This window comes from Endozoicomonas sp. ALB091, from assembly GCF_049310265.1.
Lineage (GTDB): Bacteria > Pseudomonadota > Gammaproteobacteria > Pseudomonadales > Endozoicomonadaceae > Endozoicomonas.
Genome location: NZ_JBLYNQ010000006.1, coordinates 602,501 through 618,397 on the forward strand (window position 1 = coordinate 602,501; position 15,897 = coordinate 618,397).

A 15,897-nucleotide genomic window follows, 5' to 3' on the forward strand; every position below is an offset into this window, starting at 1 on the left:
CAGCAAGCTGTTCAACAGACTGGCCACAGGGTTGTTCAGCAGACGGGTCAGTGCATCCCTGCCCACCTGCCGATGCAGGCTAACGAAAGAGTGCAGTGTCAGGGTTGCTACGGTCTGGCGATTGGCACCTCTTTTGTGGGTATCTTTGGCTTCTTTAGAAACCAGGCTTCCCGCACTCTTTCCAGCGGTTTTGCCCATACCCGCCTGTTCATCCACTGTGTGCCGACGACCATGTTGCTGTCGCCTGTTGTTCTTACTAAACAGACTCACTGAACCTCCTGGTCTGCAACCAGCCTGCCATGATCCAGGGTCAAAATACGGTGTCGCATCCGGGCCACCAGCGCCAGGTCATGACTGGCAATCAACACGGTAACACCCACCTGATTAAAGTTCTCAAACAGCTTCATGATTTCCGTGGACAACTGCGGATCAAGGTTTCCAGTGGGCTCATCCGCAAGAATCAAAGCCGGGCGATTCACGACTGCCCGCGCCAGGCCAACCCGCTGCTGTTCACCACCGGACAGAGCCACTGGCAATAACTTTTCCTTATTTAATAACCCGACCATATCCAGGGCAGCGCGAACCCGACCAGCGCAATCACTGGGAGAATAGCCTGCGATCAGCAGTGGTAAAGCGACATTTTCAAAAACAGTACGATCAAACAACAGCTGGTGATCCTGAAAAACCACACCAATATTGCGGCGAAGATAGGGAATCCGGCTGTTCTTCAGAGCCCGCAGGTTATGACCTCCCACCCAGACCTGACCTGCACTGGCCCTCTCAAGAAGCATAATCAGCTTCATCAGGGTACTTTTTCCTGCACCAGAATGGCCTGTCAGAAACGCAATCTCTCCCCGCTCCAGGTGAAAACTGACCTGCTCAAGGCCAACATGACCTCCCGGGTAACGCTTGCTGACACCGTCAAAGCGAATCATCCAGCTGTCCTTAATCTATTGGATGGTATTCAAGTCACCAACACTCTAATGAGCGACATTTGTCGCTCATTGCAGGTCATATCAACCTTCCCGGGAAAATAGCGCTTTAACAAATTCCTTAGCCGAGAAGGGTCTCAGGTCATCTATCTGCTCACCCACGCCCAGGAAACGGATTGGCAGTTTCATCTGTTTGGACAGCGCGAAGATCACCCCGCCTTTAGCGGTTCCATCCAGTTTGGTCAGGGCCATGCCGGTTAACTGCACCGCTTCATGGAACAGACGAGCCTGGCTCAGGGCATTCTGCCCGGTGCCCGCATCCAGTACCAGTAACACTTCATGAGGCGCATCAGGGTCCAGCTTCCCAAGCACCCGCTTCACCTTTTTCAACTCCTCCATCAAATGATCCTTGTTGTGAAGGCGGCCAGCGGTATCGGCAATCAGGACGTCGATATTGCGGGCTCTTGCTGCTTCGAAGGCATCAAAGATAACGGAAGCACTGTCAGCACCGGTATGCTGGGCAACCACCGGAATCTCATTGCGCTCACCCCACACCTGCAACTGTTCAACCGCAGCCGCACGGAATGTATCGCCAGCCGCGAGCATAACCTTGCGGCCTTCGGACTGAAGCTTACGGGCCAGCTTGCCAATCGTGGTGGTCTTGCCCACACCATTAACGCCCACCACCAGGATAACAAAAGGGGTGTCCTGTTTCGGGATAACCAGTGGCTGGTCAGCCGGTTCAAGAATATCAGCAAGCTCGGATTGCAGCGCAGCCATCAGGGCATCCGCATCATCCAGCTCTTTGTACTTAACTTTTCTGGTCAGCTTTTCAATAATGTCAGTGGTGGCTTCAACGCCCACATCGGCGACCAGCAGCTGAGTTTCCAGTTCATCCAGAAGATCATCATCGATCTCCTTTTTACCGATAAACAGTTCTGCAACGCCTTCCACCAGAACGTTACGGGTTTTGCTCAACCCCTGACGCATCCGGGCAAAGAAGCCACCTTTGGCTTCAGGCTTGTTCTCTGGCTCAACCGGCGTTTTTTCGGGCGGTGATTCTGGCTCAGCAACCCGGGGAATTCCAGGGGCAGCAACAACCGGTACTTCTTTGTCAGAAGCCTCAGGTGCTTTATGAGTGGATTCAGGATGAACAGGCTTATCTTCAGTGCCCTGAAAGACCTCAGGCGCAATCTCAGGCACAATCTCAGGCACAATCTCAGGCACAACGTCAACAACACCGGCTGAAGACTCAGAAGCCGACTCAGCAGTAACTTCCGGTGTTTCTACAGTGGATACAACGTCTTCTACTTCAGGCTCAGCCTTTGCCTCTACCTGTTCTTCAGAAACTTCATCCCGGGAACGTCGACCCCAGGGCCAAAAACTGCGTTTGGCTTTTTTCTCATCGTCTTTGCGCGAACCGAACATAGACTACTTCTATAACCTTGGTGGGAGCGCCTGATGACTAGGAGCCTGTCCGAGAATAGACTGCCCTACTGCGGTGGCAGCAAATTGGTCTAAAAATTCCGTTTTGTTCGGCAAATAGCCCCGCTATTCACCTCACAAAATGAAATTTTTATCCTCAATTTTCTGCCATCCTCGCTACGGGGACGCTTAGTCGGGCGCTATTCTCGGACAGGCTCCTATCAGGATTGCCATTGATCTGAAGCCTGGCCGGAGAAGTCCCCGTAACAGGCGATGAAACGCAATGACAATCCATCATGCAGGCTATGGATAATCGCTAATCCTATCTTAATTCAGACTGTCACGAAACGAACTTTCTCAGGGAAAATAGTCCATCTTTCATGAACCCGAATGGAACCATCCACAATAAAAAACGGCGACTTCGGGCTACTGGAAGTCTGACACCTTTCTCCGGGTTTGTTGTATTTCACCAGACTCTGCTGTCTATACACATCAGGGTGACTGGTAACTCCATGACCTGAAGCGATGAAACGAGTATGCTTACGCTCCCTGTTGACCCCCTGCCCGGCTGGAGCCTGTTAATGCCTCGCAAGTCTCGAAACCCCAAGCATCCTGAATCACGCGCTAACACCGGCCCTGCTCATACCGGTGGTGGTCTGCTGCGGATTATTGCGGGTGAATGGCGCAGTCGTAAGTTACCCGTAGCCAATGTACCCGGCTTGCGCCCAACATCAGACCGGGTAAGAGAGACAGTATTTAACTGGCTGACCATGATGACACCGGGAGCCAGGGTGCTGGATGTATTCAGTGGTACCGGCGCACTGTCCATGGAAGCGCTTTCCCGGGGCGCATCGTCAGCAGTGCTGCTGGAAAAAAGTCCGGTTGCCGCAAGAACGTTGAAGAGTAACCTTGCACTGTTAAAAGCTGAGCGTGCCAGGGTGATTGAGTGCGATAGCCTTACCTGGTTAAAGCAACCGGCTGAAACCGGTTTTGACCTGATTTTCCTGGACCCACCGTTTCGGATGAACCTGCTGGAGCCTGCTTGCCAGCTGCTGGAAAGCAATGGTTACCTGAATGAAAACAGCCATATTTACATTGAGGTAGAGAAAGAGCTGAACCCTTTGCCAACCCCGGAGAACTGGCAGCTGGAAAAGTGCAAAACCGCAGGACAAGTAAGCTTCAGCCTCTGGTCGCGCATGAAAAAACAACAATAACCAACGTCTCACATATGGACTTACCGAAATGATATCAGTAATCTGTGCGCGGCTGATCTTTATCAAATAAACAGTACGTCTGAACGCTGTATCATCCACAGGCTTACCATTCAGTAGGCCGTGGCCGGATGTCTCTTTTATGACTTTTAAGTGCAAGAAAGCACGAAAAGCTGCTTTAAAGAACGGCTCATGGTGATTTAGACGCATTGCTAATCTAAGAATGAACCTGAAAACTCTAAGGAGCAGTTCCCCATGAAACAACCCGTACGAATTGCGGTCACAGGTGCAGCTGGCAACATCAGCTACTCTCTGCTGTTCAAAATCGCTGCCGGTGAAATGCTGGGACCTGATCAGCCTGTGATTCTGCAACTGGTTGAGATCCCACAGGCTATGGACAAACTTCGTGGCGTTGCCATGGAGCTGGAAGACTGCGCCTTCCCACTGGTTCACGGTATCAGTCTGCACGACAATCCGTTTGATGGTTTCCGTGGCATTCATTACGCCATGCTGGTCGGTGCCCGTCCCCGTTCCAAGGGTATGGAGCGCGCCGACCTGCTGGAAGCCAACGCCGTTATCTTTGCCGAACAGGGCAAGGCGCTGAACGAAGTGGCTAACCGTGACGTTAAAGCCCTGGTGGTGGGTAACCCGGCAAACACCAACTGTCTGATATTGTCCCGCAATGCGCCCGACCTGGCACCATCCCAGTTCTGCGCCATGACCCGACTGGACCACAACCGTGCACAGGGCATCCTGGGTAACAAACTGGGGGTTAATCCTGCGGATATCGAAGGTGTCTGCGTGTGGGGCAACCACTCCCCAACCATGTACCCTGACCTGCACCACGCCCAGGTACTGGGTGATGAAGCGGCCATCGATATGATCGATGAGCAATGGTACAAGGAAGAATATACCCCTCGTATCCAGAAGCGTGGTGCCGAAATCATCGAGTGGCGCGGCCTCTCCAGTGCCGCCTCCGCCGCACAGGCCGCTCTGGACCACATGCGTGACTGGGCCCTGGGCAGCGATGGTCGTATTGTATCCATGGGCATAATTTCCGATGGCAGCTACGGTGTTGCCAAAGGCATCTACTACTCTTTCCCTGTCGTTTGTGAATTTGGCAGCTACCAGATTGTTCAGAACCTTCACATTAACGACTACGGTCAGTCAATGATGAAGAAAACTGAACAGGAGCTGTTAGAAGAAAAGGCAGCGGTAGATCACCTGCTGCCCAAAGAAACAGCTGCCTCCCGCGAAGCGCTGAGGACGTCCAGCCGCAGCGGCCAGACTGAGTTTGATGCAGGCATTGATACCGGCGAGTCATACTACAAGGCTGACCGTATCTGCTGAGCAGTTTGCCTGGTCAGTGATACAAAAATACAGGAAAGGCTCTATGTGAGCCTTTCTTTTTGTCAACGTCATCAACACAAGAAAACAGACAATAAAAATTATTAAATAAACCATTAGCGCCCAAGAGGGAAACAACAATGACCGCTGCCGAACCCATTATGTCCGAGCACAGGAAAGTGACCCGGCAAATCCCCCCTCCCCTGGAAGATCTGCTTGCCGCCCAGAAGAAAGCCTTTCTGCAAGACCCTAACCCCAGCTATCAGGAGCGGGTGGATCGCCTGAAGGCCCTTAAGAAAGCATTGCTGAGCAATAAAGACGCATTACTGTCTGCTTTGGATGAAGATTTTGGCGGCCGATCCAGAAGTGAGTCATCACTGACTGAAATCATACCGAACCTGGGCAATATCCACTACACGATCAAGCAGCTTAAAAAATGGATGCAACCCAGCAAGCGAAAGCTGAACCCTCAGTTCTTGCCTGCCTCGGCAAAAGTCGTGTACCAGCCCTTGGGCGTGGTCGGTATTGTGGTGCCCTTTAACTACCCACTGTTCCTGTCTCTAAGTCCATTACTGACGATTCTTGCCGCCGGCAACCGGGCCATGATCAAGATGTCGGAATTCACACCAAAAACCTCGGAGCTGGTTGCCCGAATCATTGAGCAAACATTTCCTGCTGATCTGGTCACCGTCGTTTGCGGTGATGCACAAGTGGCAACCGAGTTTACCAGCCTGCACTTTGACCACATTATTTTCACCGGTTCAACAGCGGTCGGTCACCATGTTATGCAAGCCGCTGCAAAAAACCTGACCCCGGTAACCCTGGAGCTGGGTGGTAAGTCACCGGTTATTGTCGATAACGACTTCCCGATTCAGGAAGCGGCAGAAAGAGTCTGCTACGCAAAAGCCCTGAACGCCGGTCAAACCTGCGTAGCGCCGGACTATATTCTGGTGAAAAATGACCAGAAGGCAGCCTTTATCGAGCACTATCTCAACGCCTTTCGAAAAATGTACCCAACGGTCAACGGAAATAATGATTACACCTCGATCATCAATGACCGCCACCACCAGCGATTATTGAAATTACTGGCTGATGCCAAAGCGCAGGGCGCAACCATCCACACGCCGGGTAATGGGGAAATTAACGACGGAAGCCGTCGAATCCCCATCCACTTAATTGAGAATCCAACTGATAATATGGGCGTTATGCAGGAAGAAATTTTTGGCCCACTGCTTCCTGTCATCGGCATCGACAGCCTTGATGAAGCCATTCAGTTTGTCCAGCAACGACCCAGGCCACTGGCACTCTACTACTTCGGTTCTGATACAAACAATCAGGAAGCCGTATTGGCACTGACCCACTCTGGCGGTGTCTGTATTAATGAGTGTTTGTTACACGTCGCTGTTGAAGATATGCCGTTTGGCGGCATTGGCCCATCAGGCATGGGACACTACCACGGCCATGAGGGCTTCCTGACATTCTCCAAGGCCAAGTCGGTGTTAACCAAAGGCAAGCTGAACAGCACTAAAATGATCTACCCGCCCTATGGCGGCTGGCTGCAGAAAAAAATGCTGAAGTTCCTTTCCGGCCGACAATAGGCCCTTTCTCTTTCAGACTTCGGGGCCGCTTGCCAGCGGTCCTGCAAAAACTGGTTCAGACGTTCAGGTACGTATTTTCACTGAACACCAGAAACTTACGAAGATGATCAATTTCGTCGGCACTGAAATCCATCGAGTTATTACGAAAGTTCCATTATTCCTTATGCAACTCAGGACATAGGAACTTTTGCGGGATAAATCAGTCTGAAAGTAAAGTACCAATTTTCTGTCAGGTTAACTGCCAACAGAGTATGGGGTGGAAGCAGCTTCTATTTTGAGGAAATACGCAACATGAATCCATGTAATGCACTGACTTTACCGTTGACAACCGTTAAACAATTTGCCCAACGGGCATCGGATTACACCTGTACTTGTCCAGATGACTTCTCTAACGAATGGGCTTGCCCGATTGTCATGAGCACAATTCCCTCTGGCCTTTTTGGTGGTCTCATAGGTTGCGTTCGCGGCGGCGAAATGGGTTTACTGGCCGGTGCATATGCTGGCGCTGGTGTTGGTGCAACCCTCACCACCGGTTTTCTTATTGCCTGTTATGGTAGCGAGTGCGTCAAACTTCGGCAGCGACAGATCACCACCTGCACCAAACAGGACTCCCTTGCCAATGGGCAGCAACAGAGCCTGAAGCTACCATCGGCACCACCTTTATTGGGAGCAGAAAGTTTAGATGCTAACTCTAACTACACAACGCCTGTTCAGTCCCAACCAGAACTGATGAATCCGTTCCTATTATCAGGCAACGGCATTCAGAGTGACCCTCCAGTATTTTTACAGCCTGACCTCGCCGGGAAGAAATCAACCACGGGGATAGCGTGCCCTGCCTTCTGCCCGGGTTCACAGGCAGACTATGTTTGACAAACAGGAGCACGTTCATCGTGCTGCGCAAGGCCCTGGCCAAGGCATGTCAAGCTGGATAAAGAGATAATATGCCAATCAGGGTAATCCAGTCGTCTGCTCTACCCACTGTTTAAGTCCGCATTGCAGTTTAACATTCTCAGACTTTTAACATGAATCTGTATACTTAATAACCATTCCAGTGCCATGACTATATAAACGCATAACTCCTGAAAACTCTCATATCCTCAACATTAAGTGCCCCAGAACGCTGATCATTTGAACCCTTTTGACTATTTCGTTAACATGCCCTTTTACTAAAAAAAGGTCGCCATATTCGCAGATCAGTGAATGACGTCAATGGGAGTCTGTCCAGCAAATTACAAGACAGTTTTCTGGTAAACAACGGAACTCCTGAAATGTTTTGTATCTCTGATCTGTTGTTGGATTTGTGGCCGGAGAGTCATTTTTAATGATCAAGGTAATCTATCCTGGTACGTTTGATCCTATTACCAAGGGTCATATGGATCTTGTTGAAAGAGCGGCCAAGCTGTTTGATACCATTGTTATTGCCGTTGCTGAAAGCCCCAAGAAAAAGCCATTGTTCGATCTGGAAACCCGGGTCAATCTGGCCAAAGAATCCATCGCTCATCTGCCAAATGTTCAGGTAACCGGCTTCAGCTCTCTGCTTGCCAGTTTTGTGGCGGAGCAGCAGGCCCAGGTTATTCTCAGGGGGTTAAGAGCCGTTTCTGACTTTGAATATGAATTCCAGATGGCCAATATGAACCGGGTGCTGGCACCCAAAGTGGAAAGCCTTTTTCTGACACCAGCAGAGCAATACTCCTATATTTCCTCTACACTGGTTCGGGAAATAGCCTCTCTGAATGGGGATATTTCCAAGTTTGTATCACCATGTGTTCAGAAAGCACTGACAGATAAGTTCAACGGAAACTGAGATACTGTCCGTTATTCATTTGTTTTTACAAGCTGAAAGGTAGCCAGGTTAGCTACTTACAGGCGGAGCGGAATCCAAAGGTCACCTATGGCTTTAATGATTACTGACGATTGCATTAACTGCGACGTCTGCGAACCGGAATGCCCGAATAGTGCTATTTCACCCGGGGAAGAAATTTACGAGATTGACCCACTGCTGTGCACGGAGTGCGTTGGCCATTATGATGAACCTCAGTGCCAACAGGTGTGCCCGGTAGACTGTATTCCGAAGAACCCGGACTGCGAAGAAACTCAGGATGAGCTGATGGAAAAGTATCTGATCATCACTGCTGCCTGACAATACCCCGCAAATGTAAGTAGCTAACCATATGAAATCATATATTTCTGACTCCTTGTTCAGGCACTCTGCTTCGTTACAACTCCGGTCACATAGCTACGGCTATGCTCCCTCCGTTGTGCCTCGCATAGCACCTGCCCAAGTAGCCAGAAATATATGATTTCATATGGCCAGCTACTTATCGTTACATTTGCGGCATCCAGCTTCAGACTTTACCCATTAAACTGCAACAAGATGGTCCATTGCATCCTCTGCATCATGGATTGACTGCCCCTTGATATCATCCCCCATGTTAAGCCCTTCCGCATAAACAAACTCAACATCCTGGATACCGATAAAGCCAAGAAACTGGCGAACAAGCGCCGTTTGCGTATCGAGATCAGTCCCCTGATACTGACCACCTCGCGCGGCCATAATGTAAGCCTTCTTACCTTCCACCAGACCGACCGGTCCCTGCTCGGTATATTTAAATGTGATCCCTGCCCTGGCAATAAAGTCGAACCAGGATTTCAGGGTTGAAGGCAAGCTGAAGTTATACATAGGCAAGCCTATTACCAGAATATCAGCGGTCTTCACTTCCTCAATCAACTGATCAGAAAGCGCTGTCATTTCAGCCTGTCGATGGTTTTTCTGGTCCTCAGGGATACCAAAGCCCATCACGATTTCCGCATCCAGATGGGGAATCTGCTGGTTAGCCAGGTCTCTTACCTGATGCTGAGTGTCAGGGTTCGCTGTCAGAAATCGCTCAACAAACTTCTGTGACAGTTGGGTCGACTGCCCATGTTCACCAAACAGGCTGCTGTTGATTTGGAGTAATTTAGCCATGCTTCCCACCTTTTCAGATCACTATTGTTATTTACTTGATTGTTGTATGCATGGTTTAAATTTATCGTCGAAATTAACGAAAGAAAAGTTCAAAATACTGCATGAATGTATCGATTTTTTGGATATATAGAGAACTGCAAAATGTCAAAAGCAACACTCGATCAGTGGCGTATGCTTCAGGCAGTGGTAGAACATGGCGGCTTTACCCAGGCTTCAGAGGCGATTTTCAAAAGCCCGTCCACCATCAGCTGTACCTGGTATTTCCTGACCTCAGCTATATTGGCCCTGCTGCACAAAAACTGGCAGCCATCTTAAGGAATTGCTGCCAAGGAGCCGCTTACCAGAGTTTCTCAGAATCAGGTTAGGCGGATAAGATCCAGAAACTTGCCATCATCACCATAGGAAATTTCAAAACGACCATAAATTCCCTCTCTGGTGACAAATTTCAGCATGATGTCATAGGGAATACTCATACTCTGGCCCGATTCAGTGCGAACTCTTACAGATTGCTTCTGCCCTTTATAGAACTGAAGAACTTGCTCAGAATTGAGTTTTACGGAGAACACAGCCTTATGCATTGCTCAAACCTTTGTGTTTCTTATTAAGACTAATCGTTAAAAGAAGGCATCTCTCAGTTTAGCAACCTTCTCTCACAAAGGTTATAGAACAAGGCTAAATTACGGTTAGTTTTCTAAGAAGTGGGCTATCCAAACCTATGTAACTGAAATCAGCAAATTGATCGTTTTCAGACACCAAATCGCTTGTTCGAGGACCATTTCCTTAATTAGCCGGGTACCAGGTACCCGGCTGATAACCATAACTGCAGGAAAACCAGGCAGTTATTGCCCGGGAGGCGGAGGCATCAACCCTTCAGGAAAATCCATATTGTTGGGTATTTGCATCTGTTGCATGACCTGATTGATGGAATCTCGAATACTATCAATCATTGCCTTGTAGCCAACATCAAAGCCCCGGTAGAAAGCCAGCTCTGTGCTCCTCAACTCACCGGATGGCTGAACAACGGCAGGCTGTTTACCCTCAGGATTCTCGCCACCAAAAAATGCCTCCATTGAGGTAGGAACCGTTAAGGCAACACGCCCTCCGGTCATATAGCCATCAATAAACCGCCCCCTGACAAACGGATTGTTATCACTGCCAGCACCAGCGCTCCGATAAGCATCGGCAGCTTCGCACCAGCGATCTTTATACTCACTCATCAAGTCTGCTGAAGCACAGTTATACTCTACAATGCCCATTGCCTCCATAACGGCAAAATAACCGTCACGATAGCCCATGTCATAGGGAGTATCAGATGGACTATCGAGATCACCACCAAGGCCCAATCGACTGTCAGCCGCCTGGTTGGCCAATGCATATCCCTCACGAAATCCGTTGATATAAACCAGAAAATCATCCGAACTGGTGGATTGACCACGCTGTTCGAACTGGTCTTTGGCTTCACACCATGTCTGCTCAAGCAAGCTGGTTTTGTCTGGATTATTACAGGTATAGGACTCAGCTCCCTGATCGACACTGGCCATGTCTTCATACACTACCGTCGTGACCTCTGGACACTCATGGGCTTTATTACAGCCTTGCAGACCAATCAGTATTGCAACCACTGGCAATACTGCCGCCAGAAAATATTTCTGCATTTAATTACTCCTTCAAAGAAACTAATGAACTTGTTATTCAATACAGTTTTGACGGAACTGATTAAATATAGTTCAGTTTTTTTTCTGATTTCCCTGAAGGCACTTGATTTTATGAACTTCCTGATAAAGCCCTTATCCTTTGAAGGTCAATGACATGAGTTGCTTTACTGTTTCCGGAGCACAGCGATTAATAACAGTAACAGCCTGAATACATTAATGTTTCCACCCACAACAGGAGGTCGGCAATTAACGGGCAGCAACACTCCCCGTGGGGATATAAGGTTCAAAGTTCATTCCACCCCGCTCCCTGGCACACAAATAATCCCAGTCTTCGGGCAATGATTGCTCAAGCAAAACCAGCCACTGATCCAGCGAGCAGCGTCCCGCACACCCGGGTACCGCAAAAGGTTGGTGATTCAACGACAGGGCAACTTCCGGGCGACCATCATTCCAGTTAAGCTGGACGCCAAAGTGTGTTGCATAATCCACCATTTTGTCAGATGGCGCACCCAGCATGGTCATGATCGCCAATAAGTTACTGTCACTGGCTGAGTAAAGCGTCCATCGCTGGCAGGAGTGGCAACTGCCTTTTTCTTGCAGACACTGCTGCACACGCTTGAAATCCCTGATCATCGCTTTGGCTAAAGGGGAACCGATAAGCTGGGCAATTTCATAATTAGCCACAATCCGGCTCACGATCCAATGTAATAACTCCTCCAGTTCCACCGCCTGTTGATTTGAAATACCTTCGGGCATTGGCAGCTGGTGAATTCTATGTATGGCAATTTGATCGATCAGGGGAAGAAAAGAGTAGAGATCGCCATTACCTTCACGCTCACTCAGTTCCAGCCATAAAGCCAGCTGATCACGGTGTTGTTCTTTTTTTCTTAACCAGTCCGCACTTTTTTCCAGCGCCTGAACACGATGAAGATACCCCGGACATAATCTTTGCGCTGAAAAAAGATCATCATGGGCCAAGGGTGACGCATAAACCGGAGGAACCTGAATGCCCCCCGGCAAGCCTGTTTTACCCGCCTGTTCAGGATAAAACCCCAGCAATAAGGCACTGGCGCTCTGAATGGTACGATCCAGACCTTTGGCAAAATGTTGACTGACTTTGGGTGACCAGGAATCGGGGAGGGTTTCAGAAAAATAGTATCTCCGGATTGTCTGCCCCAAAAGGTACTCCTGCTGAAGGCCTGCAGCCGTTAACTGCCCGGGCCCCATTGGCCAGTATTTTGTCATTCCCCCAAGATCCCTGGGAGAGCGGTCGCCGTGCCTGACAAGGCTGATAAGGTAATCAGCGGGTGCAGCTAATGCCGACTCAATATCCGCTGCATCAGAACGGATAGATAGCAAACACATGGCAAATACAGCACCAAAGACCAAACCTCTTTTTTTAATATCAGACTGAAGTTTCATACCCTGCCTGCGTGATAATTACGTCCAGCAGACAGGATAGGAAAAAATTGAGGGACTGGTTGAGATTTACTGAAGAAACCCGGGAATATCCTTTGATAACCCGGAGGCCTGATCCACAATCATATCCTTAATGAATGGTAATCGATTGGTCAGACTGAGCCCGGTATTCCGTATCCAGCGAATACCAAGGGCATTGGCCCCGAACAGATTTTGAAAGCCAGTCATGGCCGCCATCGTCAACGAGTTATCTCCGATGCGACGACGCTGATAGCGATCCAGAACGTGCGCGGCAAAATAGTCATCGCCGCGACCGGCCGCTTTGATCAACTCATCCGCCAGCACGGCCACATCCATAAAGCCCAGATTTACCCCCTGCCCCGCCAGGGGATGAATGGTATGAGCAGCATCGCCCACCAGAACCACACCTTGTCGATGATACTGCCGGGCATGCCGTTGACGCAGTGGGTAGCGGAACCGTTGATCAACCTTCAGAATATTGCCCGCCCGATGCTCAAAAACTCTCGCCAGCTCCTGACAGAAAGCATCGTCACTCAAGGCCTCTATCCGGTCTGCCTCTGCCGGTAAAAGGGACCAGACAATTGAGCAATAATGCCGCCCTCCCTGACTTTGCAGGGGCAGAAATGCCAATGGGCCGGAATCCAGGAACACCTGTCTCGCTGTGTGATGATGAAACAGCTCTGTCTCCACGGTGGTGACCAGCGCATGATGCTTATAGTCCTTCTGATTTGCCGGAATGCCAGACAATTTTCGCAAACGCGACTCGCCGCCATCCGCAGCCACCAGCAGAGGAGCGCAAAGCACGTCACCATTTTCCAGAACTATTTCACCGCCCTGGCCGGACAGTTTGTATTCAAGGGTGGTCTGTTGATCAAAACATTGCACGGTTGAACTGGCCAGCTGTTGCAACAGTGCGTTGCGAATCACGTCATTTTCGACAATGTAGCCAAGATTTTTTTGTGGCAGCGATTTTGCGTCAAACTCAACTTGTCCCGTACCCTCACCATCCCAGACGGTCATGTGAGTGTAAGGACAGGCCCGCTGGGCAATGATTCCTTCCCAGGCCCCCAGATAGTTCAGCAGTTTTATCGATGCTTCCGTCAAGGCACTGACCCTGGGCTGCCAGGGATCATCCATCGAAAGCGAGCCGGGCTGCAATGTCTGCTGCTCAACCAGGGCCGTCTGCATACCAGATCGGGCAAGCGCCAGGGCCAGAGAGGCCCCCACCATACCTCCCCCGACAATAATGACGTCAATTGTCTGCATTTCTGATCCCTATTTCCCAGATTCAAAGGTACGGGAGACTGTAGAGTCTCGCCGGTTTATAATCCCATGGCCCTGCGGGTGAATGTTGACTTCACCGGATGGCAATAATCCAGCGCCACCAATCCCAGATTCCGGGACACTACCGAGGCCGTGTCAGTCCGTGAGAAAAGGCGCACCAGGCCATCACAAAACTGGCTGGTCAGACTCTGGTCGCTCAACTGTTGTTGCCAGTATTCCTGCAACCGGCCAAGATCACCTACGGGGATTTGGCGTTCCAATGAGTCCGAGATATTGCCTGCCAGAGCCAGGGTATCCCGAATAGAAAGGTTATAACCCTGACCTGCCACTGGATGGATGGCATGAGCAGCATTACCCAAAATAACCAGCCCCGGCCTTACCTGCTCCTTGGCGATGCGCATGGTGAGTGGGTATCTGTCCCGCTGACCCACGGCAATAAAGCGGCCGGCCCGATAGCCAAACCGCTGTTGCAATAACGCCAGAAAATCATCATCTGCCAGAGCATAAAGCGAATCGGCTTCCTCATCCGGTAACGTCCACACCAGCCCTGCCCGATGTGCAAAATGGTGATCACCGGTTAACGGAAGCAGTGCCATCGGACCTTGACCGGCAAAGCGTTCCCAGGCCACACCATTATGCGAGCGGTCAAGGGCAAGATTGGCAATGATCCCCTGCTGATGATAGTCACACTGCTGCAGCCCAATTCCCAGCTGATCCATCAACCCTGAGCGGCCACCATCAGCCAGAACCACCAGCGAGGCGGAAATCTCTGAGTGCCTGAGCTGAACTTTCATACCTCCGGGAACAGGGCTCAGGCTTGCCACCCTATCAGGACTGAACATGGTCACCCTGCCCTGCTTCTGGAAACCCTTTAACCGTTGCAAAAGCACATCACCCAGCACATGATTCTTGACCACAAACCCCAGTGCCGGGACACCTTCATCAGAAGCCCGCAAGCGGGAAACCCCAAAACTGCCCCGATCAGACACATGAACATCGGTAATCGCCTGAGCCTGATCCACAAGATCCGGCCACAGCCCAAGCTGCTGGTAAATACAACAGGTTCCCCAGGACAGCGCCGAGGCACGGGCATCAAAACTCGGCGGAATATCTCTGGGTTGACTCAGGTCATGGGTTTCCACCATCGCCAGCCTCAACCCCTGCTTGATAACCACTTGTTCCAATGCACAGACCAGACTGGCTCCCACCAGCCCGGCACCAATCACCAAAACATCGAAATCCATCTTGTCTGTAGAATTATTCACGTTTCAGCCTCCACCATGATTTTGTGGAACTCTGCTCAGTGCAGGGTTTTGGCAGCGCCTTGTTTTACAGAACGTTGTCCAGCACTGCCATCATCGTCGGGCAGCTCGGGCAAACCACAAACCTCTGCATAGACATTCAGCCAGGCCAAACGAACAAACTCACTCACTTCAACATACAGCTTTTCTGATTCTTCGCTCTCTTCTGCGGTTTCTATCAGGCTGATTTCGGCAAAGTCCCTGAGCACTTCTTCCACCATCTCACTGACCTGACGACTGTCCAGCCCTTGACCAAAGCCAGAGATAAATGACTGGCACCATATTCCAAGTGACTGCGTCCTCAGCCCAAGCGCTTCATCATCATCAGGAAGCAGCAGTGTTGCCGCCAGACTACCAGAGTTCAGCTCATTCTGAGTATGCAGAAATAACTGGCTTAATAACTGCCTCGCAGGTTCATCAATCGATTGGTCACCCATCTGCTCAGCAAGCTGCTCCAGCCATTTCTCAAGGCCCGGATGGGCACCGGCGGAAAACAGGCCGCATAGGTAGCCATGAATCTCTGATGGATGAGTCTGCTCTGCCAGATGACTGGCGAGTTCATCAAACGATATGAAGGTGGGTTTGTCGCCGGGCTGGGAAATGTGGATCGTCATGATATAGGGCCATTGAAATTACTGAGTCGAACTTAACCGGGATTCTAACAGACTTCCCGGGCAAACTTGTCAGTCATTAAATAAAGAAAGTGTCTATCCTGTTAAGTCCAACCCGTTTGGAATAC

General features: G+C 50.2%; 17 protein-coding genes (1 of these 17 running past the window's edge). 7 read left to right on the forward strand and 10 right to left on the reverse strand.

Annotated features, from left to right (window positions below):
• From ftsX to ftsY, 3 genes are all read right to left on the reverse strand, one after another.
• On the reverse strand, positions 1-270 hold the 5' portion of the coding sequence (gene ftsX / locus ACO6UX_RS09635; protein ID WP_422447061.1) for a permease-like cell division protein FtsX. Its footprint begins 816 nt before the window's first position; 270 of the gene's 1,086 nt are visible here — the first part of the coding sequence; the start codon lies at positions 268-270; its stop codon lies beyond the left edge, outside the window.
• The gene (gene ftsE / locus ACO6UX_RS09640) at positions 267-935 is read right to left on the reverse strand and encodes a cell division ATP-binding protein FtsE (protein ID WP_422447063.1); all 669 of its coding nucleotides are present in this window, start codon (positions 933-935) and stop codon (positions 267-269) included. The genes ftsX and ftsE overlap by 4 nt, the downstream gene beginning before the upstream one ends.
• Positions 936-1,016: 81 nt before the next feature.
• Positions 1,017-2,360: a signal recognition particle-docking protein FtsY gene (gene ftsY, locus ACO6UX_RS09645; protein WP_422447065.1), complete on the reverse strand. Its 1,344-nt coding sequence runs from the start codon at positions 2,358-2,360 to the stop codon at positions 1,017-1,019.
• A 533-nt stretch (positions 2,361-2,893) separates the two neighbouring features.
• Between ftsY and rsmD the strand changes: the two genes are divergently transcribed.
• The 6 genes from rsmD (at position 2,894) to ACO6UX_RS09675 (ending at position 8,653) form a co-directional block, all read left to right on the forward strand.
• Positions 2,894-3,571, forward strand: coding sequence for a 16S rRNA (guanine(966)-N(2))-methyltransferase RsmD (gene rsmD, locus ACO6UX_RS09650; protein WP_422447067.1), 678 nt, complete (start codon positions 2,894-2,896; stop codon positions 3,569-3,571).
• A gap of 252 nt (positions 3,572-3,823) precedes the next feature.
• On the forward strand, positions 3,824-4,918 hold the full coding sequence (locus ACO6UX_RS09655; RefSeq protein WP_209200832.1) for a malate dehydrogenase: 1,095 nt from the start codon (positions 3,824-3,826) through the stop codon (positions 4,916-4,918).
• A 137-nt stretch (positions 4,919-5,055) separates the two neighbouring features.
• On the forward strand, positions 5,056-6,513 hold the full coding sequence (locus tag ACO6UX_RS09660) for a coniferyl aldehyde dehydrogenase (protein WP_422447070.1): 1,458 nt from the start codon (positions 5,056-5,058) through the stop codon (positions 6,511-6,513).
• A gap of 291 nt (positions 6,514-6,804) precedes the next feature.
• Positions 6,805-7,383, forward strand: a complete 579-nt coding sequence (locus ACO6UX_RS09665) for a hypothetical protein (protein WP_422447072.1) — start codon at positions 6,805-6,807, stop codon at positions 7,381-7,383.
• 451 nt (positions 7,384-7,834) lie between these two features.
• Positions 7,835-8,317 carry a pantetheine-phosphate adenylyltransferase gene (gene coaD, locus ACO6UX_RS09670; protein WP_209200829.1) on the forward strand — a complete coding sequence of 161 codons (483 nt, stop codon included), beginning with the start codon at positions 7,835-7,837 and terminating at the stop codon, positions 8,315-8,317.
• A gap of 87 nt (positions 8,318-8,404) precedes the next feature.
• Positions 8,405-8,653, forward strand: a complete 249-nt coding sequence (locus ACO6UX_RS09675) for a YfhL family 4Fe-4S dicluster ferredoxin (RefSeq protein ID WP_101745606.1) — start codon at positions 8,405-8,407, stop codon at positions 8,651-8,653.
• A 219-nt stretch (positions 8,654-8,872) separates the two neighbouring features.
• On the opposite strand, the gene ACO6UX_RS09680 is transcribed toward ACO6UX_RS09675, so the two are convergent.
• Entirely contained in the window at positions 8,873-9,478 is a 606-nt protein-coding gene (locus ACO6UX_RS09680; protein WP_422447075.1) for an FMN-dependent NADH-azoreductase, read from the reverse strand.
• A gap of 141 nt (positions 9,479-9,619) precedes the next feature.
• Between ACO6UX_RS09680 and ACO6UX_RS09685 the strand changes: the two genes are divergently transcribed.
• Entirely contained in the window at positions 9,620-9,793 is a 174-nt protein-coding gene (locus ACO6UX_RS09685) for a LysR family transcriptional regulator (RefSeq protein ID WP_422447077.1), read from the forward strand.
• A gap of 41 nt (positions 9,794-9,834) precedes the next feature.
• Here ACO6UX_RS09685 and ACO6UX_RS09690 read toward each other — a convergent pair whose 3' ends face one another.
• The 6 genes from ACO6UX_RS09690 to ACO6UX_RS09715 all read right to left on the reverse strand — a co-directional run bounded on the left by ACO6UX_RS09690 (position 9,835) and on the right by ACO6UX_RS09715 (position 15,772).
• Entirely contained in the window at positions 9,835-10,056 is a 222-nt protein-coding gene (locus ACO6UX_RS09690; RefSeq protein ID WP_101745609.1) for a DUF2835 family protein, read from the reverse strand.
• A 261-nt stretch (positions 10,057-10,317) separates the two neighbouring features.
• Entirely contained in the window at positions 10,318-11,133 is an 816-nt protein-coding gene (locus ACO6UX_RS09695; RefSeq protein ID WP_422447079.1) for a hypothetical protein, read from the reverse strand.
• Positions 11,134-11,379: 246 nt separating this feature from the next.
• On the reverse strand, positions 11,380-12,555 hold the full coding sequence (locus ACO6UX_RS09700) for a histidine phosphatase family protein (protein ID WP_422447081.1): 1,176 nt from the start codon (positions 12,553-12,555) through the stop codon (positions 11,380-11,382).
• 66 nt (positions 12,556-12,621) lie between these two features.
• Entirely contained in the window at positions 12,622-13,839 is a 1,218-nt protein-coding gene (locus tag ACO6UX_RS09705; protein WP_422447083.1) for an FAD-dependent oxidoreductase, read from the reverse strand.
• Between the two features lie 56 nt (positions 13,840-13,895).
• On the reverse strand, positions 13,896-15,122 hold the full coding sequence (ubiH, locus tag ACO6UX_RS09710) for a 2-octaprenyl-6-methoxyphenyl hydroxylase (RefSeq protein WP_422447085.1): 1,227 nt from the start codon (positions 15,120-15,122) through the stop codon (positions 13,896-13,898).
• 35 nt (positions 15,123-15,157) lie between these two features.
• Positions 15,158-15,772 carry a UPF0149 family protein gene (locus tag ACO6UX_RS09715; protein ID WP_422447087.1) on the reverse strand — a complete coding sequence of 205 codons (615 nt, stop codon included), beginning with the start codon at positions 15,770-15,772 and terminating at the stop codon, positions 15,158-15,160.
• Positions 15,773-15,897: the final 125 nt, after the last annotated feature.